The sequence below is a fragment of the Flavobacterium sp. UM26 genome, from assembly GCF_057922445.1.
In genome coordinates, this window is sequence record NZ_JBVHCY010000002.1 from 349,832 (window position 1) to 373,412 (window position 23,581).

Annotated in this window: 19 protein-coding genes; 8 read left to right on the plus strand and 11 right to left on the minus strand. The window is 36.4% G+C overall.

All coding sequences use genetic code 11. The annotated features are described in order from the left end of the window. Positions 1 to 25: 25 nt before the first annotated feature. Positions 26 to 373: a DUF1801 domain-containing protein gene (locus ACZ1AQ_RS03910; protein ID WP_489631638.1), complete on the minus strand. Its 348-nt coding sequence runs from the start codon at positions 371 to 373 to the stop codon at positions 26 to 28. 1 nt (position 374) lies between these two features. Beyond that, the gene (locus tag ACZ1AQ_RS03915; protein WP_489631639.1) at positions 375 to 1,745 is read right to left on the minus strand and encodes a M20/M25/M40 family metallo-hydrolase; all 1,371 of its coding nucleotides are present in this window, start codon (positions 1,743 to 1,745) and stop codon (positions 375 to 377) included. 694 nt (positions 1,746 to 2,439) lie between these two features. On the opposite strand from ACZ1AQ_RS03915, the gene ACZ1AQ_RS03920 reads away from it, so the two are divergent. Then, entirely contained in the window at positions 2,440 to 4,536 is a 2,097-nt protein-coding gene (locus tag ACZ1AQ_RS03920) for a glycoside hydrolase family 97 protein (protein ID WP_489631640.1), read from the plus strand. A gap of 240 nt (positions 4,537 to 4,776) precedes the next feature. On the opposite strand, the gene mnmA is transcribed toward ACZ1AQ_RS03920, so the two are convergent. Beyond that, positions 4,777 to 5,952, minus strand: coding sequence for a tRNA 2-thiouridine(34) synthase MnmA (gene mnmA, locus ACZ1AQ_RS03925; protein WP_489631641.1), 1,176 nt, complete (start codon positions 5,950 to 5,952; stop codon positions 4,777 to 4,779). Between the two features lie 68 nt (positions 5,953 to 6,020). Beyond that, a complete protein-coding gene (locus tag ACZ1AQ_RS03930) occupies positions 6,021 to 6,791 on the minus strand; it encodes a toxin-antitoxin system YwqK family antitoxin (RefSeq protein ID WP_489631642.1) in 771 nt (256 codons plus the stop codon). A 272-nt stretch (positions 6,792 to 7,063) separates the two neighbouring features. On the opposite strand from ACZ1AQ_RS03930, the gene ACZ1AQ_RS03935 reads away from it, so the two are divergent. Further along, entirely contained in the window at positions 7,064 to 7,996 is a 933-nt protein-coding gene (locus ACZ1AQ_RS03935; protein ID WP_489631643.1) for a fasciclin domain-containing protein, read from the plus strand. Between the two features lie 73 nt (positions 7,997 to 8,069). Here the strand turns inward: ACZ1AQ_RS03935 and yidC are convergent, their stop codons facing one another. The 6 genes from yidC to ACZ1AQ_RS03965 all read right to left on the minus strand — a co-directional run bounded on the left by yidC (position 8,070) and on the right by ACZ1AQ_RS03965 (position 16,461). Further along, positions 8,070 to 9,974 carry a membrane protein insertase YidC gene (gene yidC / locus ACZ1AQ_RS03940; protein ID WP_489631644.1) on the minus strand — a complete coding sequence of 635 codons (1,905 nt, stop codon included), beginning with the start codon at positions 9,972 to 9,974 and terminating at the stop codon, positions 8,070 to 8,072. Positions 9,975 to 10,063: 89 nt separating this feature from the next. Next, a complete protein-coding gene (gene pyrG / locus ACZ1AQ_RS03945) occupies positions 10,064 to 11,677 on the minus strand; it encodes a CTP synthase (RefSeq protein ID WP_489631645.1) in 1,614 nt (537 codons plus the stop codon). A 173-nt stretch (positions 11,678 to 11,850) separates the two neighbouring features. After that, positions 11,851 to 12,081 carry a DUF3820 family protein gene (locus ACZ1AQ_RS03950; protein ID WP_489631646.1) on the minus strand — a complete coding sequence of 77 codons (231 nt, stop codon included), beginning with the start codon at positions 12,079 to 12,081 and terminating at the stop codon, positions 11,851 to 11,853. Positions 12,082 to 12,089: 8 nt separating this feature from the next. Then, positions 12,090 to 14,051 carry a LysM peptidoglycan-binding domain-containing protein gene (locus ACZ1AQ_RS03955; RefSeq protein WP_489631647.1) on the minus strand — a complete coding sequence of 654 codons (1,962 nt, stop codon included), beginning with the start codon at positions 14,049 to 14,051 and terminating at the stop codon, positions 12,090 to 12,092. A 127-nt stretch (positions 14,052 to 14,178) separates the two neighbouring features. Further along, positions 14,179 to 15,708 carry a glutamine-hydrolyzing GMP synthase gene (guaA, locus tag ACZ1AQ_RS03960; protein WP_489631648.1) on the minus strand — a complete coding sequence of 510 codons (1,530 nt, stop codon included), beginning with the start codon at positions 15,706 to 15,708 and terminating at the stop codon, positions 14,179 to 14,181. Positions 15,709 to 15,786: 78 nt separating this feature from the next. Further along, complete coding sequence (locus ACZ1AQ_RS03965; RefSeq protein WP_489631649.1) at positions 15,787 to 16,461, minus strand: hypothetical protein; 675 nt, start codon at positions 16,459 to 16,461, stop codon at positions 15,787 to 15,789. A gap of 404 nt (positions 16,462 to 16,865) precedes the next feature. Between ACZ1AQ_RS03965 and ACZ1AQ_RS03970 the strand changes: the two genes are divergently transcribed. From ACZ1AQ_RS03970 to ACZ1AQ_RS03995, 6 genes are all read left to right on the plus strand, one after another. Further along, on the plus strand, positions 16,866 to 17,252 hold the full coding sequence (locus ACZ1AQ_RS03970) for a RidA family protein (protein ID WP_489631651.1): 387 nt from the start codon (positions 16,866 to 16,868) through the stop codon (positions 17,250 to 17,252). Positions 17,253 to 17,311: 59 nt separating this feature from the next. Continuing rightward, positions 17,312 to 18,565: a voltage-gated chloride channel family protein gene (locus tag ACZ1AQ_RS03975; protein WP_489631739.1), complete on the plus strand. Its 1,254-nt coding sequence runs from the start codon at positions 17,312 to 17,314 to the stop codon at positions 18,563 to 18,565. 172 nt (positions 18,566 to 18,737) lie between these two features. Further along, a complete protein-coding gene (locus ACZ1AQ_RS03980; protein ID WP_489631652.1) occupies positions 18,738 to 19,742 on the plus strand; it encodes a DHH family phosphoesterase in 1,005 nt (334 codons plus the stop codon). 4 nt (positions 19,743 to 19,746) lie between these two features. Beyond that, positions 19,747 to 20,376 (plus strand): gliding motility-associated peptidyl-prolyl isomerase GldI, encoded by a 630-nt coding sequence (gldI, locus tag ACZ1AQ_RS03985; RefSeq protein ID WP_489631653.1) that lies wholly within the window; start codon positions 19,747 to 19,749, stop codon positions 20,374 to 20,376. 24 nt (positions 20,377 to 20,400) lie between these two features. Further along, positions 20,401 to 21,507 (plus strand): peptidylprolyl isomerase, encoded by a 1,107-nt coding sequence (locus ACZ1AQ_RS03990; protein ID WP_489631654.1) that lies wholly within the window; start codon positions 20,401 to 20,403, stop codon positions 21,505 to 21,507. Positions 21,508 to 21,629: 122 nt separating this feature from the next. Further along, positions 21,630 to 22,844 carry a peptidylprolyl isomerase gene (locus ACZ1AQ_RS03995; protein ID WP_489631655.1) on the plus strand — a complete coding sequence of 405 codons (1,215 nt, stop codon included), beginning with the start codon at positions 21,630 to 21,632 and terminating at the stop codon, positions 22,842 to 22,844. A 72-nt stretch (positions 22,845 to 22,916) separates the two neighbouring features. On the opposite strand, the gene ACZ1AQ_RS04000 is transcribed toward ACZ1AQ_RS03995, so the two are convergent. After that, positions 22,917 to 23,357, minus strand: a complete 441-nt coding sequence (locus ACZ1AQ_RS04000; RefSeq protein ID WP_315139859.1) for a hypothetical protein — start codon at positions 23,355 to 23,357, stop codon at positions 22,917 to 22,919. Positions 23,358 to 23,581: the final 224 nt, after the last annotated feature.

A 23,581-nucleotide genomic window follows, 5' to 3' on the forward strand; every position in this document is an offset into this window, starting at 1 on the left:
CTCGAAATGTTCGAGGACTTTTTCGTTAGTATAAATCAATGGCTTCAGCCAATACGTCAAGCAAAACTTCGTGATCTATGTTTTCTAAACTAGTATAGCGTAACGATTTTACGGTATTTTGATTCTCGTACACTAGATTTGATTGGTTACGTTGCAATTGAAATCCTTTGGCGAATCCCAAATCTACAAATCCTTTTTTGTGGTTGGGCGCCAAATAACAAAAAGGTTTCTTCTTATAATAAACATAAGGAATACCCCATTTGAACAACAACTCACTATCAGGTACATTATGCTGAATCACCTGATACAAATGCAATATAATACTTTGGTACAAGTGTGGTTGATTGTAGATATAGGCTTCAGCGGGTTTCATCTTACAAGCCTTTTTGATCCATCAAATACAACAAAGAAGCCATAGTAGCTGCTCCCAATTCCAATTCTCTTTTGTTGATGGCATCAAAGGTGTCGTTGGCCGCATGATGGTAATCAAAATAGCGTTGAGAATCAGGTTTGAGTCCTGCTTTGATAATATGTTTGGATGCCAATGGCCCAATATCTGTTCCGCTATGTCCTTTTACAAAGCTATGAATCAAATAAGGTTCAAATAGTCCCTTCCAACTGCTAAATTTAGCAAACTCCTCGTCATTGCATTCGAATGAGAAACCTCTTGGCGAAAAGCCTCCTGAATCGCTTTCTAAAGCAAAAACGTGATTTTCATTATTGATTTTTGCCAATTCTGCATATTTTTTTCCGCCACGGTTCCCATTTTCTTCGTTCATGAACAATACTACACGAATCGTGTTTTTGGGCTTATAATTTAGCTGCTTCAAAATGCGTAAGGCTTCCATACTTTGCACTACTCCTGCTCCATCATCGTGAGAACCATCGGCTAAATCCCAAGAATCCAAATGACCGCCAACAACCATAATATTTTCGGGGGTTTCACTTCCTTTCAATTCGCCCACCACATTATAAGACAAAACATCGGCCATTTGTTCGCACGATTGCTTAAAGTAAAATTGCAGTTGTGGGTTTTCTTTTAACTTCTTGCTTAACAACTCTGCACCATTGGTACTGATGGCTGCTGTAGGAATCCATTGTGCTTGCGGCAAGTCTCCATAGCTTTGGTTACCTGTATGCGGAAAATCATCCAAACGCAAATTCATAGAACGCACAATTGTCCCCACAGCTCCATACTTTGCTGCTTCTCTAGCGCCAGAAGAACGTTGGTCTACACAATGCCCGTAAGCTTTAAAAGTTTCGATTTGCTCAGCATCCATTGGGCGGTTATAAAAGACAATTTTTCCTTTTAAAGCCGTTCCTAAGGTTTCTAGTTCTTTGATGCTATGCACTTCGATTACAGACGCTAGCAAACCCTTTTTCGGTGTAGCAATCGAACCTCCCAAAGCACATATTGGCACTTCAATTTTGCTTTTACCATCTTTAATATAGGCAGTTTCTTTTGGACCTCTCACCCATTTTGGCACCATCACTTCTTGCAAAAATACTCGATCTAATCCCAAGGTTTCTAGCTGTGCTTTGGTGTATTGTACTGCTTTTTCGGCATTAGCAGAGCCTGATAAGCGATGACCTATTTGGTTAGAAAGATAATCCAGCCATTGATAGCCTTGTCCTTTGATTAAAGCCGATTGATAAATAGCTTTGAGTTGCTGTTCGTCAGATGATTGAGAAAAAACAGCTCCTCCAAGGCTTAGTAATAGAGCTGTAAAAAAAGATCTCTTCATAGTTATAGGTTAGTTTTGATACATTAAAGTTGGCAGCAATTTCGGGAAAGTTTATAAATATTTAGATAGGTTGTCTAAAGTTTATGTTTTAATTGTTTAATCGTATATAGTTTGAGGTTCATTGTTAATGGTTTAAAATTGTTTAAGGTTTGTTCGGTTAATCTTTTGGGTGCTGTTGGTTGTTGGTCTTTAAACCATTTTGTGTTTAATCCGTTGGCATTAAACAATATTCTATTATTCCCTGCAAGTTTTTTTTCAACCTTTTAGGTATACAGAGTATTTATTAAAACCCTCAAGTTCTTTTTCTTGACCTTGCAGGTTGATAAGGTGATCCTTAATTTTTAAATCGGTTTTAATCAAAACCTTTTTTAAAAAAGAGACATTTCGTCTAGCCCTGATGGAAGTGGAAATCCTCTGGCTCGAGTGGCTATTTTTTGGTAGGTGGGAAAGAGCGCCCTTAGAAGCTCCTTTGCCACCCAGCCAAAAAAGCCACGCGAGACGGAGATTACAACGAACAGCAGGATAAAGCTCCTAAATATAAAAAGTATTGTCTTGGTCGAGTGGTCAAAAACTTATGAGTTCTCAAACGTTGGAGTGGGATTTTTTACTTTCAAAGAGCATAAGGCGTTCCTTATTGTGGCTGGGTTCGCGACTTTTTGCGTATTTTTATAGTTACAAAAAAAATAGAATCCAAATGAAACAATTATTTTCCTTACTGCTCCTTTGTAGCCTGAGTTGGGTGTCCGCACAAAAGGTGGAATCGCCAACGGGAACTTTGGCGCTTACGTTTCAGCTCACGCCCGACGGTCAACCGACCTATGCGGTGAGCTACAAAAATAAACCTGTGGTGCTATCTAGCGCTTTGGGAGTAAGTCTAAAAGACAAAACGGCTTTGGTTAACCATTTTGAAGTGACAGGTACAACGACTCACGCGGTCAATGAAACTTGGAAACCTGTACTAGGTGAACAAGCACAAATCGTGAACCATTACAACGAATTGATTGTAGCTTTAGTACAGAAAGATTCAAAAGTGAAACTCAATTTGGTCTTTAGAGCCTTTGACGAAGGAGTGGCATTTCGCTACGATTTCCCGAAACAAGAAAACCTGAACTATTTTATCATTTCGGACGAAAAAACGGAATTCAATTTGACCGAAAACAATAAAGTGTTTTGGATTCCGGGAGATTTTGACAGCAATGAATACGTGTACAACGAAACCAAATTCTCCGAAATTGACAACGAAAAACTGAACCTTAACAACGGAATCGGCGTAAAATCGATTCCAGGAAAATACACAGTGCAAACGCCTTTGCAAATGAAATCGCCTTCAGGGCTGTACCTCAATATTTTTGAGGCAGCAGTGGTGAATTATCCCGTAATGCATTTGGATGCCAACGTGCAAAAGTACACGCTAAAATCCACTTTAGTACCCAATGCTATTGGTGACAAAGCCTATTTGCAAGCACCTTGCGTGTCGCCTTGGCGTACGATTATGGTCAGCGACGATGCTAGAAAAATCGTGAGCTCCAAAATGATTTTGAACCTAAACGAACCGTCTAAAATCGAAGATACTTCTTGGATAAAACCAATGAAATATGTGGGGATTTGGTGGGAAATGCACGTGGGCAAATCGACTTGGGATTACGCGGGTTCTCAAAATGCGCAAAACGCTGCGGGGAATCCAATTCCAACAGGCAAACACGGCGCAACTACCGAAAACACCAAACGCTATATTGATTTTGCTGCCAATCACGGTTTCGATGGCGTGTTGGTCGAAGGTTGGAACGTAGGTTGGGAAGACTGGGTAGGCAACTGGAAAGAGGATGTTTTTGATTTTACTACGCCTTACCCTGACTTTAATTTGGCAGAAGTTTCGGCCTACGCCAAAGCAAAAAATGTAAAAATGATCATGCACCACGAGACTTCGGGTTCTGTGGGCAACTACGAACGCCACTTGGACCGCGCATTAGATTTGATGAAGAAATTCGACTATCCTGCCGCCAAAACAGGCTATGTGGGCAAAATCATTCCGCGTGGCGAATTCCATGACGGACAAGCGATGGTGAATCACTTTAATTTTGTGGCGCGTCGCTTTGCGGATAACAAATTGATGGTCAACTCACACGAATGTTCGCACCCAACAGGCTACAGCCGAACCTATCCCAACTACATCGCAGCCGAATCGGCTCGTGGGAACGAATTCAACGCTTGGAGCAACGGAAACCCACCAGCACACGAAACCATTTTGCCTTTCACGCGTCAGTTGGGCGGCCCTATGGATTACACCCCAGGGATTTTTGAAATCAAAATGAGCTACTACGATAAAAACAAAACCGAACAAGTGCACACCACTTTGGCGAAGCAATTGGCCTTGTACGTGACGATGTATTCTCCCTTGCAAATGGCGGCCGACTTGATCGAAAACTACGAGAAATATCCCGATGCGTTTCAGTTCATCAAAGACGTGGCGATGGATTGGGACGAAAGCTTGTATCTAGAAGCAGAACCCGGCGATTACCTTACCGTGGCCAGAAAAACCAAAGGCAAAGACACTTGGTTCCTAGGCGCCATCACCGATGAAAATGCCCGAACCACCGAAATCAAATTGGACTTCCTAACCAAAGGCAAAAAATACAAAGCCATCATCTACCAAGATGCCAAAAATGCACATTGGGAGAAAAATCCAATCGCTTACACCATCAAAACACAGGTAGTGACATCGGCCAGCAAACTCAAACTGCAACTAGCCGCTGGGGGAGGAACCGCCATTAGTTTCGAACCGTTACCTTAATTTTTAGGAGCAGACGTAAGTGGAGTACCACACGCGTCGTCCCGCTCTCCGCTATATCTTTTTCACAAAAAAAACCTAGTAGTAACTCACTACTAGGTTTTTTTGTAAAAAAGGATGCCGCTGCGATCAGGGCTAAGCGACACGAACTTTTTTCAGAAAGATTTTTTTGAATAGTTTTAACAAGGACCAATCACAAAGGATAAAAAATGAGGACTAAGAACTAAGGATTAATAACCTAAATTATGCTATAACTCCAGAACCCAACAACTCATCATCTTGGTACCAAGCCACAAACTGACCTTCAGTAATTGCTGATTGTGGTTCATCAAAAATTACATACATTCCTTTTTCTTCTTGATGCAAAGTAGCTTTTTGCAACGGTTGGCGGTAACGAATACGCGCCATTACTTCTTTGGTTTCACCTACAGCTAAAGCTAAATCTGTACGAATCCAATGTGTTTCAGAAGCATCAATAAACAATCCTCTTCTAAACAACCCCGGATGATTACTTGATAAACCCGTATAAATTGTATTCGTCTCCACATCTGTAGCAATAACAAACAAAGGCTCTGTTGTCCCACCAACGTTCAGCCCTTTTCGTTGTCCAACGGTAAAATAATGAGCGCCTTGTTGTTTTCCAACTACCTTGCCCATATCAGGAGTATAAGTGATTTTATGTGACAATGAAGCTAAACTTTGAGCTTCAACCGATGAAGTATAAATTGGATGATTTTTATCTATTTGAATAATTTGACCTTCTTTGGGTTGTAATTTTTGCTGTAAAAACTCCGGTAAACGTACTTTACCAATAAAACATAATCCTTGAGAATCTTTTTTCTCTGCGGTAACCAATTCCATTTCAGCCGCTATTTCACGAACTTGTGGTTTCGTTAATGCACCAATTGGGAATAAGGATTTAGCCAACTGTTCTTGTGACAATTGACATAAAAAATAAGATTGATCTTTGTTGTTATCAACGCCTGCAATAAGATGATACAATGGTTTGCCCTCAATTTCAGTTGTTCGCTTTTGACAATAATGTCCAGTTGCCACATAATCTGCTCCTAAACTCAAAGCAATTTCTAAAAAAACAGCAAATTTTATTTCTCGATTACATAATACATCTGGGTTTGGAGTACGTCCTTTCTCATATTCACTAAACATGTAATCGACTATTTTTTCTTGGTATTGTTCACTAAGATCGACCGTTTGGAAAGGAATTCCTAATTTTTCGGCAACCAATAAAGCATCGTTGCTATCTTCTAACCAAGGGCATTCATTAGAAATAGTCACAGAGTCATCGTGCCAATTTTTCATAAACAGCCCAATAACTTCATACCCCTCTTGTTGCAACAAATAAGCTGCAACACTAGAATCTACTCCTCCAGAAAGACCAACAACTACTCTTTTTTTCATCAAAACCCTTTTTAAAAATAGGGTGCAAAGTTACAAAACATTTAGCACAGAAATTATCTAAGTAAACGTTAATTCTTTTTTCGCTTTGTAAGGCCTTCAGGGAAACTCATATTTTGTTTTTTTACTAACTTATCTTTTTCATAAAACTCCCAAACGCCCTCTTTTTTACCCAACACAAAACTTCCTTTGGAAGCAATAAAACCATTAGCATCTCTAAAAATAGCTGGGCCATTGTATTGCCCCTTCTGATAAAAAGTTTCCTCCAAAAGAATACCCTTGTCCGAATATATCTTACTACTTCCATCCTTGAGACCATCAACATAATGGGTTTCTTCTGCCACTTTACCATCCGTAAAATAAACGGTTCTAACCCCTGATAATTTTCCATTTTTATAAAATTCTTTGGTCATTATCGCTTTCGAATTAAAATGATAATAGATCCATTCTCCTTCAAAAAGTTTGTTAACTACCTTACCTTCACTTACCTTAAACTTATTTTGATTGTAAAAAATAGTGTATGCCGAATTGTCTTTTTCATTAAACTCGCGAGTGGCAATAACATCGGCAGCTTTAGTATCATCAAAGTATGTAAAAATCCCAACCTCTTTGCCATGAACAAAAGTCCCTTCATATCGCAATCTCTTAGACTCTTCATAATAGCCTCTCCATAGACCATTTTTCTTTCCAGCATTGTCAACTTGATTCGTAATTGTGTTTTGTGCCAGCATAACTGAAACATGAATAAAGAAAACCAAAAGCCATCCGTTTTTAATCATCTTAATAAAAATTAATTGTAATAATAAAATTAGTTCTTTCAAATATAAAAAATACAATTTCATATTTTTTCAATCGAATCCAAATGTACAACTACTTTCTTTCTTAAAAATTGTTTAAGAGCATGAAAAACATGCAACTCTTCATTTCTATATGATTTGTTTAACACTAACACTATTAACTTAAACAAAAAAACACCTATTTATCAATAAATCACGCTTTTATGCAAATTAAACAACTACTAATCTATATATAAAATTATATTTTGTTTAACCTTTATTAAATAACTTTGAACAACAAAATAACATTAACTCTAACTCAATTAAAAAAAAAGATTATGAAAATTGCATCAAAATTAAAAATGGCTTTGGCTTGTATTACATTTTTATCATTCGCCGTGTCTTGCGACAATGATGATGACAACTCTAAACCGGTAGACAATACCATCACTGGTATTGCTGTAAAAAATTCAAATTTAAAAATTTTAGTACAAGCATTAACAAGAGCTGAACTAGCAGCTACACTCCAAGGAGCAGGACCTTTTACTGTATTCGCACCTACTGATGCAGCATTCACAAAATTCTTAACCGACAATAAATTCGCTTCTGTTAATGATGTACCCAAAGATGTTTTAACACAAATTTTGTTAAATCATGTCGTAAGTGGTACAGCCAAATCAACCGATTTGCAAACAGGTTATATTAAAACACTTGCTAAAGGTGGAGCATCTACAACAAATACTTTAAGTATGTATGTGGACTTAACTTCTGGAGTAAAATTAAACGGTGTTGCCAAAGTTACAACAGCTGATGTAATGGCTTCGAATGGTGTTATACATGTAGTGGATGCAGTAATTGGTTTACCAACAATTGTTACACATGCAACAGCTAATCCTAATTTCTCTACATTGGCAACATTATTAACCACACAAAATTTAATTTCAACATTAAGCAGTAGTGCATCACCATCACCTTTTACAGTTTTTGCACCTTTAAATTCTGCATTTGATACAGCAACAACAACTCTGTACGGTGGGTTAACAAGTGCTCAAAAAACAGCAGTGCTAACTTATCACGTTATTGGCGGAGCAAATGTACTGTCTACAGGAATTCCTGCATCGTCACCTACTTTAGAAACAGGAATTTTAAGGTTTTCAGGCGCAACAATTACCGATGAGCAAGCAAGAGTAACAAATATTGTTTTAACTGATGTACAATGTTCTAACGGAATTATTCACGCAGTAAACAAAGTTTTACTACCAACTTTGTAAAAGTGGTTATTTTTAAAAACAAAAAAACTTCCGCCAAAAGCGGAAGTTTTTTTATAAACAGAATTTGAAATATTTATTTTTTCTTTTGTTGAGCCGCTTTTTGAGCTTCAGCTTGTTCCATAGCTTCTTGTAATTTGCGTTGGAACTTACTTTGTTTTTTAGGCTCTTTCAACTTATTTTCTTGAATTTGAGCATGAATTTTATCTCCATCAATAAAATACTTTTTAATTACCAACATAATTAAAATAGTAACCAAGTTAGAAATAAAGTTATACAAACTCAAACCAGCTCCATAACTATTGAAGAAGAATAACATCATCAATGGCGAAACATAAATCATAATCTTCATCATTTTGGCCATGTCTGGCATACCTTCTTGTTGTGGCGCAGCCATTTGTTGATCTCCTGAAGTCATTTTCATATAGAAGAAAATTGCAATTGCTGCCAAAATTGGAAACAAACTGATATGATCTCCATACAATGGAATATGGAACGGTAATTTTACAATTTCATCAAAAGAAGACAAATCATCTGCCCATAAAAACCTTTGTTGTCTTAACTCAAAAGCTGAAGGGAAAAACTGAAACGAAGCCATCAAGAAAGGCATTTGTATCAATGCTGGTATACAACCCGCCATAGGATTTACTCCAGCTTTGTTGTACAACTTCATGGTTTCTTGTTGCTTTTTCATTGGGTCTTTTTTGAATTTCTCACCCAATTCAGCAATTTCTGGACGCAATACTTTCATTTTTGCTTGTGACAAGAAAGACTTGAAAGTAATAGGTGACATTGCCAATTTGATTAAAATCGTAAAAAGAATAATCGCAATACCATAAGCAATATAAGAACCTAGGAAACCAAATAAAGGCACGAAGATAAAACGGTTAATCCAACCGATGATTCCCCAACCTAAAGTGATGATTTTTTCTAGATTTTGATCATAACTAGCTAAAGTCTTATAATCAGATGGCCCTAAGTACCAGTTTAATTTATAATCTAATTCACCATTGGTAAACGCCAAAGGTAAGTTCGCTTTGAATGATTTTGTAAAAGTAGTATCCACTTTTTCATCATTCATAAGATTGGTAGAAACCAATTGTGCTTTCTCAAAAGGAGTTTTAGAAACCAATATCGAAGTAAAGAAATGTTGCTTAAAAGCAATAAATGTAGGCTTTTCAAGAGTTTCTTCTTCTTTTGCACCTAAACCAGCGTAATCAACTTTACCTTCTTTATGTTCAAAATAAATCTCAGTATATTTATTTTCGTAAGAAATACTCTTTTCATTTCTGAAAGCTTTCAAATCCCATTCTAAATCCAAAGGTTTAGCGGTATTCAATACTTGGTTCAAACCTTGAGAACGTACATCAAAACCAATCATATAATCGTTTGGTTTCACTAAGTATTTATATTCCAAAAATGAATTTGGACCTGATTTTAACTTCATAGACAACACTTGATCCGCTCCTATTTTTGTTAAAGTAGGCTCAAAAAACAAGTCTTTGGTATTTAAAGTTCGGTTGTCATTGGTTTGCAATACAATATTCAAATTAGCATTATTGTTTTTTATCAATTCTACCAACTGACCAGAACCTTTTTTGAATTTTTCAAAGTTTTTCAAAGTTGCCTCAGCGATATAACCACCTTTATTAGCAATTTTTAATTTTATCACTTCATTTTCAATCGTAGTAAAATCATTTTTTGCAGAAGGCAAAGTCGCAGAATAAGCAAAATTTCCTAATGTTTTTTGCAAAGCTACCAATTGAGTAGAATCGCCAGTGGCCACCGCAACAGTTGCTTTTTCAACTGCTTTATTTGCCAATTCTTTTGCTTTTTGAGCTTTTAAAACCAATTCTTTTTGGGCTTTTTCAGCCGCAACAACTTTAGGATCAGGTTGGTTTTGGTACATAATCCAAACCAAAATTCCAAAAATCAATATAAAACCGATAATTGAATTAATGTCAATCTTTTTTTCTTCCATTATTATCTATGTTCAAAATTCAAAACTGAAGCAGTTTACTCCAGTTTAGTGTTAGAATACAACTTAAATGCTTTGTTACAACTATTGTATTATTTCTTTTTGGCTTTTACGGCTGCTGCTACGAAACTCACAAAAATTGGGTGAGGATTCGCAACGGTACTTTTATACTCTGGATGGTATTGAACACCTATAAAGAAAGGATGATTTTCAATCTCAACGATTTCAACCAAACCAGTATCAGGATTCACACCAGAAGCTATTAAACCAGCTTTTTGTAATTCATCTACATAAGTACTATTGTACTCGTAACGATGACGGTGTCGCTCAGAAATTTGAGTTTTACCATATATTTTGTGTGCCAATGAGTCTGGTTTTATGTCACACTTCCAAGCCCCTAAACGCATTGTACCTCCTTTATCAGTTACCGTTTTTTGATCTTCCATCAAATTCACTACTGGGTGAGTCGTATTCTCATTCATTTCAGTAGAATTGGCGTCTTTGTAACCCAAAATAGTTCTTGAATATTCTATAATTGACATTTGCATTCCTAAACAAATACCAAAAAATGGAATATTATTTTCACGAACATAACGCACTGCTTCGATTTTTCCTTCGATTCCTCTTTCTCCAAATCCTGGCGCTACTAAAACCCCATCCAAACCTGCTAATTTCTCAGCAATATTTGAAGGGTCCAAATGCTCTGAATGAATCGAAATCACATTTACTTTTGTTTCATTTGCCGCTCCTGCGTGAATAAAGGCTTCCAAAATAGATTTGTAGCAATCTTGCATTTCGACATATTTCCCAACCAAACCAATATTTACAGTATGTTTTGGGTTTTTTAAACGTTTCAAAAATGTGTTCCAATTTTTTAAATCTGGAGCTGCTTTTTTAGGTAAGTCTAGCTTTTTTAAGGCTACTACATCTAGACCTTCTTCCAACATCAAATTAGGTACTTCATAAATAGTAGAAGCATCAATAGATTGAATAACAGCTTCTCTTTTTACATTACAAAACAAAGCCAATTTGTTGCGGATATCATCTGCGATTTCGTGTTCTGTTCTACAAACTAAAATATCAGCTTTAATTCCACTCTCCATCAATGCTTTTACTGAATGCTGAGTAGGTTTTGTTTTCAATTCCCCAGCTGCTGCTAAGTAGGGAACTAACGTCAAATGAATAACAATAGCATTGTTTTCTCCTAAATCCCAAACCAACTGACGAACTGACTCGATGTATGGCAAAGATTCAATATCCCCTACAGTCCCACCAATTTCTGTAATCACAATGTCATAATCGCCTGATTGACCAAGCAATTGCATTCTGTCTTTAATTTCATTGGTGATATGAGGAACTACTTGAACTGTTTTTCCTAAAAATTCTCCTCTTCTTTCTTTCTCGATAACCGAAAGGTAAATTCTACCCGTAGTAACGTTATTCGCCTGAGAAGTAGGCACGTTTAAGAAACGTTCGTAGTGACCTAAATCTAAATCTGTTTCGGCTCCATCATCGGTTACGTAACACTCTCCATGCTCGTAAGGATTTAGCGTTCCTGGGTCAACATTAATATACGGATCGAATTTTTGAATAGTCGTTCTGTACCCTCTTGCTTGTAATAATTTCGCCAATGATGCCGCTATAATTCCTTTTCCTAATGAAGAAGTCACACCGCCAGTAACAAAAATATATTTCGTTTGATTCATTCTGTTGTTGTTTGTAAAGTAGTTGTGTAAAAAAACGTGGCAAAAGTACAAATTTAATTGGAATACTTACCTGCTTGAAACGGTAGTTTTTTAGAATTTAACCACAATAAAAAAGACACCTCGGAATTTAGAATACTAGCTAAAGTATTGCTCTAATTACCAAAGTGTCGCTTTTATGGTTTAGGGTATTTCTTTTTTATGTTCCGAATTAAATCTTCTAATCCATTGGCTTTTAACTCATAAATTAATTGTAGTTGCTCACCCAAAACACCTTTGGGAAAGCCTTTGTTTCTGTACCAAACGATATAATATTCTGGGATATCAATAAGATACCAACCTTCATATTTCCCAAAAGGCATTTTAGTGTGTGCCAATTGAATCAAGTTTTTTTGATTTTGATCCAAAATAATAATTAATTGGCTTGCTTAATCGTCATATCCGAATCGTAATACAAGATATAAACGCCTTTATTCGTATAACCGCCATCTTCTTTTTTGTAGTATTCAAAACGATTTTCTACTTGTTCTGTAGCAGCACTTTCTATGGTTTCTTGAAACGTTTTGTCCTGAGCCATTCGCATTAGTGTATCAAACGTTAGGTCAAAACCTCTTGTTGCAAATGAACTCGGGTATACTTTGTTTTCTTTGCGGTATTTTTGCTCAAAAATTCTTGCCTCGCCTGATTCATTCTCACGAGTTACCGATGGATACATCAATTTTAATTTGATCAGATTTGCAAATGAAATTTCGTCTGTATCCAAAGTAGGGTTATTTTCTAAAGTTACTAATTGTACTTTGTAAGTTTTCATTACAGACAACAAAGTAGCTATAGTTGATTTGATCATCATGGTGCTACCTGTTTCTAAAATGACATAATTCAATTTATCCTTATCTAACAAACCTTTCAAAGCTTCAACATTTAAACCACCTGCAGGGGTAAGTGGTGCAATTTTTACCTCTTTTTGGAATTGGCTAAAATAATTTCTTGCGGATTCTTTTTTCTTATCCACAACCGCAATTATATTACCCTCCTTGCTTTTCATAAAATCAAAAGCCGTATTTTTAATTACATCTGCAGAAACAATGGATTGATATAAATTCGGAAATGCTATCCCCGTCTCTTTTGATAATGGCGAAATCACCGCAACATCAGTTCCACTAAGCAATTCAGCTGTTTTCTCAACATTATTTTGATAAAACGGACCGATAACTACTTGTGCATTTTCAATATTATTATTTTTGATTAATGAAGGAACCTGAGAACTCATTTTGGTCTCTTGAGAATCAAAAACCTGAACATCTACATCAATTCCTAATTGCTTCGCAGAATCTATAGCAATCAAAGCACCTGAGTAAAAATCCAAAGTCATATTCAAAAACTTATCTTTCCTTAAACGTTCAACTGTTGAGTTAACGGTATCACTTTCAATTTTTGCGATATTGAAAGGCAACAACAAAACGAGCTTTTTTTTGTCAGCGGCATTTTGCTTACTCAATTGAGTAATGCCTTTTTTAGCTTCTGGTTGCGCCATCAGTTTTATAGCTGCTGGCAACTTAATCACCTTTCCTTCTTGAACGCCATTTTTTAATTCAGGATTTAAAGCTATTAACTCTTCTTGCGACAAACCTGAAGTTTTCGTCAAACTATACAAGGTTTCTTTTGATTTTATTGTATAATTTTGAAAATTGGCCACAACTGCCTTTTTTACAGCAGTTGCAGTAAGTTCTTTTTTGTCTGCATTTACAAGAATCTCTTTGGTTTCTTTTGGACGATTTCCTTTAATCAACAAATTGAAACCAACAGGTAGATTTGCAACAATTTCTGGATTTTTTTTCTCTAATTCTTCAATAGTAATATTGTATTTCTTAGCAATCGAAAACTTAGTTTCTTGAGGTTGTACCAAATGAAAAACAGGAGTTACCGTTTTTGGAGCAGCAGTTGCTGTAGTAGTTTTCATCACAGCTCCACTTGGAATAACAAGTGTTTGCCCAATTTGCAGACCGTCTTTTTCTAAAAAAGGATTCGCTTTGAATAATGCCGCTTCGGTAACATTATACTTTTTTTGGATTCCGAATAAAGTCTCTTTTGGTGCTACCTCGTGCGTTACTTTTTTAGAAACAACCGTTGAGCTAGTTACTGTTTTAGACTGAACTTTAGCTCCTGCTTTAGGGATTAACAAAACCGTATTTTGGCTAATTCCTGCTTGGGCATCTGGATTTAATTGATAGATATCGTAGGGACTTACTTTGTACTTTTGAGCGATTTGCGCTATGGTTTCACCTTTAGCAACTTTATGAGTGGTTGCTTTGTCTTGAGCAAACAAACTACCTATAAAAAACAACCCACAAAACCAAATCTTACTATAATATTGCATCCGAATAAATTATAAATTAGTACCGTTCAAAGATAGCAAAACGGTATCAAATTTTATTCCAAAATCTGATACCGTTTTCGTATTAATTATTGTAATTCCTCTTGAAAAAGAAACTTGACAACTTATTTTATTCCCACTCGATTGTGGCTGGCGGTTTCGAACTAATATCGTAAACCACACGATTTACACCTTTTACTTTATTAATGATATCGTTAGACACTTTCATCAAAAACTCATAAGGTAGGTGAACCCAATCCGCAGTCATACCATCGGTAGATTCAACCGCTCTAAGCGCTACTACTTTTTCGTAAGTACGCTCATCGCCCATCACACCAACACTATTTACAGGCAACAAAATAGCACCTGCTTGCCAAACTTTGTCATATAGACCCCAAGATTTTAAACCATCAATAAAAACAGCATCTACATCTTGAAGAATTCTAACTTTTTCTGGAGTAATATCTCCTAGAATACGAATAGACAAACCTGGTCCAGGGAAAGGATGTCTTCCTAATAATTCTGGATCAATTCCTAAAGTAGCACCTACTCGACGTACTTCGTCTTTGAAAAGCATACGCAGAGGCTCTACAATTTTCAGTTTCATATAATCTGGTAAACCACCCACATTATGATGCGATTTGATAGTTGCAGAAGGTCCTTTTACAGAAACTGACTCAATTACATCAGGATAAATTGTTCCTTGCGCTAACCAAGTAACATCTTCTATTTTGTGTGACTCATCATCAAAAACTTCAATAAAAGCATTTCCGATGGCTTTTCTTTTTTGTTCAGGATCTGTAATTCCAGCTAGTGCATCATAAAAACGTTGCGAAGCATCCACTCCTTTTACATTTAGTCCCATACCTTCGTATTGGTCTAGAACGCTTTGGAACTCGTTTTTACGAAGCAAGCCGTTATTTACAAAAATGCAGTATAAATTTTTACCAATTGCTTTATTCAATAATACCGCAGCTACAGTAGAATCTACTCCACCAGAAAGACCAAGAACCACTTTGTCATTTCCGATTTTCTCTTTCATTTCAGCTACAATTTCTTCTACGAAAGCGTTTGGTGTAAAGTTTTGAGGCACTTCGGCAATTTTTACCAAGAAATTCTCCAACATTTTAGAACCATCTGTGGAGTGAAAAACCTCTGGATGGTATTGAATAGCGTAAGTAGTTTCGCCTTCAATTTTGTAAGCGGCAAATTCTACATCGTGAGTACTTGCTAATTTAACACCGTTGGTTGGTAATGCTTTGATACTATCACTATGGCTCATCCAAACTTGGCTATTCTCAGAAACACCTTCGAAGAAGATTTCATTTTCTTTGATGAAAGACAAATTGGCTCTACCATATTCTCTAGTATTAGAAGCTGCTACTTCTCCACCGCTAAAATGCGCTAAATATTGTGCTCCGTAACATACGGCAAGCATAGGAAGTTTTCCTCTAATTTGAGATAAATCTGGATGTGGCGCATCTTCTGAACGAACAGAAAATGGGCTTCCGCCAAGAATTACTGCTTTGTAAGATGATAAATCACTAGGAAAGTGATTGTAAGGGAAGATTTCGCAGAATATGTTTAATTCTCGAACTCTTCGCGCAATAAGCTGAGTGTATTGCGATCCGAAATCTAAAATAAGTACGTTGTGTTGCATGCGCAAAAATACTTCTAAATTTCGGAATTGAAAAATTGAATTTTGAAAAATTTTTATTTTGTAGAAAAGAATGAAATCTCACTCTTTTACCAAGAGTATAGTTCCCTTAAAACCAGTGGCTAAGTTGTCCCAATAATTTTTGGAAAGCACTTTTTTCTGGTCATCTATGATGATGATTTCGGCAGTATTGCCACCACTGGTTCCCGTATTGAGCGCCTCGAAATCTAGCTTATTAAAGCCTTCACCTAACAAAATCTTGATATCGGTAAACTCTCCACCCAAAAAAATCTGTTCTTTTAATATGGTTGCATTTTGGTATATTCGAAGTAAATCACCATCTACATAAATGTAATCTCGAACTCTTACAATCACATACTTGGACTTAGTATTGATTTGACCAAAATCGAAATTACGACGAAGCAAAGGCATATTATTTTCGTTCAACGTTTTATCGACATCTTTTTGCATCTTTTTTAAGTACTCTTCGCCTACGTTGATAAACTTCTCTTTTGGGAACATATCTACATCATTCGACTTGCTTATTGCAGTAGATGTTTTGTTTGGATTTTCTGGCGAATTAAACACGTTGGGTTGCTCTATTTTGGGCAGCTCGGCGGGCGGAATAACTTTTTTCTTTGGCGCTGCAGGAAATCTAGCTGGCGGAATTGGTTTGAATTTTGGACCAAACTCTGCTTGAGCATTTCCTTTGAATGCCAATACCAAGAATAAAAAAAGGAATAAAAAATGTTTCATTCGCTAAGATGCTTTTGTAATTTCGATTGATTGCAAAGGAAGAATCCTTTTGTGTTTACAAAACTAACTTTTTTCTTATTTTATACTAAGGTATTAGAAATATCTTAACATTTAATAGGTGTTTTACAAGTATGTTATCGATGTTCCAAGAAATATATTAAAAAATGTATACAAAAAGACTCTTTGTTTCCTGCTAGCCCCGGGAGGAGCGGCATCCTTTGCTGCCGGGGTTCGGCGGCAAAGATATAGCGTATCACGGGACGATGATGGCAAAAATGCACTTTGTCAGTGCTCCAAAAAAAACAAATGTAACTTTTATCGTATGGTAATCGTTTTTTTTTTAACGCTGATTGCCTAGTTTTGTTGTTCTATTAATAACCAAAAAGTAATTTTAAATTAGGAAAATGAAAAGACAAAATATATTGACTGGCTCACCGTGGGAGGATAAAATGGGGTACTGTCGTGCAGTTCGTATTGGAAACATTATAGAAGTTTCGGGAACTGTAGCGATAGTTGATGGCGAAAAAGTGAAGGCAAATGATGCGTATGCGCAAACGCTGAACATACTCGAAAGGGTTGAAAAAGTTTTAGAGGATTTGAATGTGGGGATGAAAGATGTGATTAGAACTCGCATTTTTACTACCGATGTTAGCACTTTTGAGGACGTGGCGAGAGCACACTCGACTTTCTTTAAAGAGGTGAAACCTACGACTGGTTTTTATGGCATCAATCAATTGGTCGCGCCAGAATATTTGGTCGAAATTGAATTTACGGCTATTGCTACTGAATAGTGGTTGAAATTTATATTGAATGCTTACATTAGCAACATCATTTGCTTTTGTTTCTCACTATGACTTTTGACGCGATAAAAAATAAAGGGCTTACGCTACTCCAATGGATTTTCGTTTGTGTAGTGGTAGGCTTTTTTTCTGGGTCAGCATCTGCGATTTTTTTGTTGGCTTTAGAAAAAGTTACCCAAATTAGAACGGATAATTTCTGGATTATTGGATTCTTGCCTTTGGGTGGATTTGCTATTGGATTGTTGTACCATTACTATGGAAAATCAGTGGTCAAGGGCAATAATTTAATTTTGGAAGAATACGACACACCGCAACAAACCATACCCTTTAGAATGGCACCTTTGGTTTTGATTACCACATTACTCACGCATCTTTTTGGAGGTTCTGCAGGACGCGAAGGTACAGCGGTACAAATGGGCGCAGCGATTTCGGACGGAATTCAGCGCTGGCTCAAATGGGCTGTTATTGACCGAAAGACTCTATTGGTACTCGGAATCAGTGCGGGTTTTGCTTCTGTTTTTGGAACACCAATTGCGGGAGCGCTTTTTGCTATGGAGGTACTGAGTTTTAAAAAAGTAACTTTAAAAACTGTTTTTTTATCTTTTGCAGTGGCTTACGCGGCTTATTATACTGTAGAATTATGGCCGGTGACGCACACTCACTACAGCATTCCGACTGTGCCTGAATTTTCGCTTGCTACTATTTTTTGGACGGTGTTGGCCAGTATTCTTTTTGGACTAGCCGCACTAGTCTTTTCGCGTTCTACTCACTTTTGGGGTCATTTATTTAACAAAACCATTACTTATGCACCATTTCGCCCTTTGGTTGGCGGATGTATTTTGGCTTTAGTGATTTTTACTTTTTCCGTTCAGCCTTATATTGGTCTAGGAGTACCAGTGATTGTTGACGCTTTTAGTACGGCAAATCCGTGGTATGCTTTTTTATTGAAAATTCTATTTACTGGTTTTACCTTAGGCGCAGGTTTTAAAGGAGGAGAAGTTACGCCTTTGTTTTTTGTAGGGGCTACTTTAGGAAGTGCTTTGTCGCTTGTTGTTCCAATGCCCATTGCGCTTTTGGCAGGAATGGGATTTGTGGCTGTTTTTTCGGGTGCCACGCATACACCTATAGCTTGCACCCTAATGGGAATAGAGCTTTTTGGCTTAGAAAGCAGTATTTATATCGCTTTGGCGTGCGTTATTGCTTATTTTTGCTCGGGAACATTAGGGATTTACAAATCACAAATTGTAAAAGGGCCTAAAGGAATTTTATATGAGAACATTAGAAGGAAACTTCCCTTTAGTTAATATCCCAAATAACTCTTAATGATTTTTACATTAGATAAAAAAATGTAATTTCGCAACTTATGAAATGAACATAACCTCTAATGGAGTTCAACACCTATAACTAAACATTTTGGTCAACAATGAAAAGGCAAAGCAGTTATTTGGTGTTCTTTAAAAAAAATCAAAATTACGAATGACAATACAAGATATTCAAGCCGTTCAAGAGTTATTAGCAACATCAAAAAAAATTGCGGTTATTCCGCACCGAGGTCCAGATGGCGATGCTATGGGTTCTACTTTGGCGCTGTATCATTTTCTGGTCAAGAACAATCACCAACCCGTTGTGATAGCTCCCAATGAATTTCCGGATTTTTTGGCTTGGCTACCGGGTTCTGAAACGGTAGAAGTTTACGAAAAAGAAAGAGAAAAATGTACTGCTATATTAAAGGAAGCGGAACTAATTTTTACTTTGGATTTTAACGCTTTGCACCGTACGGGTGAAATGGAAACGGTTTTACAAACACTTAGCGTTCCATTCATTATGATTGACCATCATCAAAAACCTGATGAATATGCCACTGTGAAGTATTCGGACACACAATTTGGTTCAACTTGCGAAATGATTTACAACTTCATTACCTATCTGGGTCAAAAATCAAGTATTGATAAAACTATTGCAACTTGCATCTACACAGGTATTTTAACCGATTCAGGGTCTTTTCGTTTTCCAAAAACAACAGGAAACACCCATCGTATTGTCGCCGATTTGATTGATTTGGGAGTAGAAAATACTGTTATTCCAACTTTGCTTTTTGATAACAGCTCCTATAATCGTTTGCAACTATTGGGAAGAGCTTTGCAGAATATGCAATTGATTCCTGAGAAACAAACTTCTTATATTACACTTACTCAAGCCGAATTGAATGAATTTCATTTTGTAAAAGGCGACACCGAAGGCATTGTCAATTATGGATTAAGTATCAAAGGAATTGTATTCTCGGCTATTTTTATTGAAAATCAAGAAGAAAAAATCATCAAAATCTCTTTCCGCTCTCAAGGTGATTTTGATGTCAATGAATTTGCTAGAAACCATTTTAATGGCGGAGGTCACATCAATGCAGCTGGAGGAAAATCTGAAGAATCGCTTAGTGCTACCGTAGCTAAATTTGTAGAATTGGTACATCAACTTAATATATAATCGTATGAACAGTATAAAAAACAGTCTTTTAGTCGTTTTATTGGCTTGCTTCCTTTGGAGTTGTGAACAAAACCAAGAAGCCCGAAGACCGCTTTCGCAAGCTTCAGGAAGTTTTATGAAAAAATCAATAGAACGCAATAAGAAATTGGTAGCTTCTGAGGAAGACCGAATTCAAGCTGTCATCAAAAAAAATGCTGGAATAGAATTCTTAGCCTCCAAAAAAGGATATTGGTACCATTTTTCGAAAAGAAATATGCAAGACACTCTTACACCAAAAAAAGGAGATGTTGCTTTTTATGACTACGAAGTAAAAGATTTGAAAGGAAACATTATTTACACTAAGGAAGAAACACAACCTCAAACTTATTACGTAGACAAACAAAACATTATGATGGGGCTAAGAGATGGTATTAAACTAATGCGTAAAAAAGAAACTTTTGTATTCTTATTTCCATCACATATGGGCTATGGCTACCACGGTGACAATAAAAAAATTGGCACTAACATACCTCTATTATGCACCGTAACTTTACGAAATTTTATGCCCGAAGCCGAACTTAAAAAACAAGAAATGCTTAGAGCTAAAGCTTTATTGAAACAACAAACGATTGCAAAAGATACCCTAAATCAATAAAAAACCTAAAATCAATTAACTAAAATGAAAAAAAGAATTGTTCTTGGATTACTAGCCTTAACAAGTTTCTTCTCTTGTAAAAATGAAGAAAAAAACGATTTACCAGATGGTTTATATGCCAAAATTGAAACCAATAAAGGTGATATCATCTTACAACTAGCGTATGATAAAGCTCCTATAACGGTAGCTAATTTTGTAACACTAGCCGAAGGAACTAATGAATTCATTACCGACCCCAATTTGAAAAATCGCCCGTATTATGATGGTTTAAAATTCCACCGCGTTATCGAAGATTTTATGATTCAAACTGGAGATCCTCTTGGAACAGGTTCTGGTGATGCAGGTTACAAATTCAAAGATGAATTTTGTGAGTTTAGATTTGACAAAGGTGGTGTTTTGGCAATGGCCAATAATGGACCAACAACCAATAGCAGTCAATTTTTTATCACGCATTTAGAAACGCCTTGGTTAGACGGAAAACACACTATTTTCGGTCAAGTTGTAGGCAACGGAATGGAAGTGGTTAACCAAATCAAGCAAGGTGACTTTATGAAAAAAGTGACCATCATCAGAAATGGTGAAGCTGCAAAAAAATTCAATGCCGTAAAGACATTCCACGATTATTATATCGTTGAAGCTGAAAATCAGAAAAAATTACAAGCCGAATTAGACGCTTATAATGCAAAATTCAAAGCCGTACAAGACCAAAAAGTAGCCGATTTCAAAGCCTTAAAAGCAAAAGCTACCAAAACCAATACAGGTTTAGAATACGTGATTACTCAAAAAAGTAATGGTAAAAAACCTACTGTTGGAACACCGGTTTATATTCACTATGCTGGATTTTTAGAAAACGGAAGCCTTTTTGATAGTAGCATCGAAAGTGTTTCAAAAACTTTCGGAAAGTTTGATGCCGCTCGTGCCGCTGCCAAACAATACTTACCAATTCCTTTTGAATATGGTAAAAAAGACGGTTTGATTCCTGGATTTATCGAAGGAATTGAAAAATTAAAATTTGGTGAAAAAGCTACCATTTTCATTCCATCTAATTTAGGCTATGGTGCTCAAGGTGTAGGACCAATTCCACCAAATGCTAACATTATTTTCGAAATTGAGTTATTAGAAAAAATATAGTACTTGGTGAATAGTAATTAGTGATTAGCTATTACTAAGCACTATTTACAACAGCTAAGGACTATGGACTAAAAACTAAGAACTAAGTACTGAGTACCTATTAAAAAAAACATCAAAAACAAATGAAATCAAAATTGCTTTTTTTATTATTCTTCGGGATAGTAAGCATCAATGCACAAGTAAAAAAAGTAGCCACTCCTGCTAAAAAACCAGCAGCAAAAAGCGCTATTAATCCAACAAAAGTAGCCTCTGGAGAAGGGTTATTTGCCAACATCGAAACCAACAAAGGAACAATAGTTTTGGCACTTGAGTTTCAAAAAACTCCGGTTACTGTAGCTAATTTTGTAAGTTTGGCAGAAGGAACTAACCCTTATGTAAACAAAGAAAAACTAAAAGGAAAACCATTTTATGATGGATTAAAATTCCACCGTGTCATCAAAGACTTTATGATTCAGGGTGGTGACCCAGAAGGTAATGGTTCTGGTGACCCAGGATACAAATTCAAAGACGAATTTACCGATTTGAAACACGATAAAGGCGGTATTTTATCTATGGCTAATTCTGGTCCCGCTACCAACGGAAGCCAATTCTTTATTACACACAAAGACACGCCTTGGCTAGACGGAAAACACACTGTGTTTGGTCACGTTACTGAAGGAATGAATGTAGTAAATGCCATTGAACAAAACGATGTAATTACTAAGGTTACCATTACACGCAAAGGCGCTTTGGCTAAAAAATTCAATGCAACCAAAGTTTTCACAGACTATTATGCCAATAAAGCAGAGGATGCCAAAAAGCAAGCCGCTATTGATGCCGAAAATAAAGCCAAAAAAGCCGCTTTAGAAGCCGAAGCCAAAAAAGCCTATGAAGCAAAATTTGGTCCAGTTATAAAAGCTAAAGCCGATTACATTAGCTCAGTTAGAGCATCAGGAACAAAAACTCCTTCAGGTGTAATTTATCAGGTTATTCAAAAAGGAAGCGATGTAAAACCTGTTGATGGGTCGACCATTTACTTTCACTACGCCGGTTATTTTGAAGATGGAAATATGTTTGACAGTAGCTACGAAGAGGTGAACAAAGCCTACGGAAAATTCGATGCGAACCGCGCCGCTCAAAATGGCTACCAACCTTTCCCGTTCGTAGCTGGTAAAAAAGAAGGTATGATTCCTGGATTTATTGAAGCGTTAAGCTTGTTACATTTAGGAGAAAAAATGATTGCTATTATGCCATCTAATTTGTGCTATGGCGAAAGAGGTGCTGGCGGAGTAATTCCACCCAATGCCAATCTCGTATTCGAATTAGAAATCATGGATAAAAAACCAGAAACAAAGTAATTCTTTTTGGAACTAAATAAAAAAACCGATAACAAGTAAAATGTTATCGGTTTTTTTATGCTTTAGGAAAGCTTATTTCTTTCCAAATTTCCAGTCAAATTCGTCTTTTTGATTGATAATTGCACCTATCTCAAATTTTACTACTTCTTCAAATTCGGTTTGTAAAATAAACCAATTCTCTTCGTTGAAGTAATTTTCAAACGTATCAAATTCTTCTTGTGTAAATTTGGTTATTCCTTTTGCAGCCAACTCTTTTTTAACCGATGCAATTGGTTTATCAATAATCAAATTACCAAACAACTCTAATTTTGGACTCGAAGCCACGATATATCCTAATCTCAAGTCTTCTTCTTGATAAAAAGTCAAACGCATTTTCAATTTGTTGTAAACCAAAATCACGTTATCATCTTCGTCTTTGTAATTGCGGTCTGGCTTACCATAAATGGCGGTCACATCATTTTGTTTCATCCCGAACAAAAGCTGCTCAATCCCGCTTTTTAAATTTATTTTCATATGAAAGTGTGTTTAAATTGTATAACTAAAGCGCAAAGGTATTTCCATTTTTTGGGATAACCACCCAATTCCAAAAAATAATATCGAAACATTATTTTATATCAGGAGCAGATACAAAAGGCTTTATCAGGCTACATCGTCCCGCTTTCCGTTACAATCTTTGCTGCCGAACCCCGGCATCAAAGGATTTCCACTGCAATCGGGGCTAAAGAGAAACATCGTAC

Coding starts and splice junctions, on each gene's coding strand:
- ACZ1AQ_RS03980 (WP_489631652.1), top strand. CDS start 18,738: ATGACAATACAAGATATTCAAGCCGTTCAAGAGTTATTAGCAACATCA.
- mnmA (WP_489631641.1), bottom strand. CDS start 5,952: ATGAAAAAAAGAGTAGTTGTTGGTCTTTCTGGAGGAGTAGATTCTAGT.
- ACZ1AQ_RS03965 (WP_489631649.1), bottom strand. CDS start 16,461: ATGAAACATTTTTTATTCCTTTTTTTATTCTTGGTATTGGCATTCAAA.
- guaA (WP_489631648.1), bottom strand. CDS start 15,708: ATGCAACACAACGTACTTATTTTAGATTTCGGATCGCAATACACTCAG.
- ACZ1AQ_RS03955 (WP_489631647.1), bottom strand. CDS start 14,051: ATGCAATATTATAGTAAGATTTGGTTTTGTGGGTTGTTTTTTATAGGT.
- pyrG (WP_489631645.1), bottom strand. CDS start 11,677: ATGAATCAAACGAAATATATTTTTGTTACTGGCGGTGTGACTTCTTCA.
- yidC (WP_489631644.1), bottom strand. CDS start 9,974: ATGGAAGAAAAAAAGATTGACATTAATTCAATTATCGGTTTTATATTG.
- ACZ1AQ_RS03990 (WP_489631654.1), top strand. CDS start 20,401: ATGAAAAAAAGAATTGTTCTTGGATTACTAGCCTTAACAAGTTTCTTC.
- ACZ1AQ_RS03910 (WP_489631638.1), bottom strand. CDS start 373: ATGAAACCCGCTGAAGCCTATATCTACAATCAACCACACTTGTACCAA.
- ACZ1AQ_RS03975 (WP_489631739.1), top strand. CDS start 17,312: ATGACTTTTGACGCGATAAAAAATAAAGGGCTTACGCTACTCCAATGG.
- gldI (WP_489631653.1), top strand. CDS start 19,747: ATGAACAGTATAAAAAACAGTCTTTTAGTCGTTTTATTGGCTTGCTTC.
- ACZ1AQ_RS03935 (WP_489631643.1), top strand. CDS start 7,064: ATGAAAATTGCATCAAAATTAAAAATGGCTTTGGCTTGTATTACATTT.
- ACZ1AQ_RS03995 (WP_489631655.1), top strand. CDS start 21,630: ATGAAATCAAAATTGCTTTTTTTATTATTCTTCGGGATAGTAAGCATC.
- ACZ1AQ_RS03930 (WP_489631642.1), bottom strand. CDS start 6,791: ATGAAATTGTATTTTTTATATTTGAAAGAACTAATTTTATTATTACAA.
- ACZ1AQ_RS04000 (WP_315139859.1), bottom strand. CDS start 23,357: ATGAAAATAAATTTAAAAAGCGGGATTGAGCAGCTTTTGTTCGGGATG.
- ACZ1AQ_RS03970 (WP_489631651.1), top strand. CDS start 16,866: ATGAAAAGACAAAATATATTGACTGGCTCACCGTGGGAGGATAAAATG.
- ACZ1AQ_RS03920 (WP_489631640.1), top strand. CDS start 2,440: ATGAAACAATTATTTTCCTTACTGCTCCTTTGTAGCCTGAGTTGGGTG.
- ACZ1AQ_RS03915 (WP_489631639.1), bottom strand. CDS start 1,745: ATGAAGAGATCTTTTTTTACAGCTCTATTACTAAGCCTTGGAGGAGCT.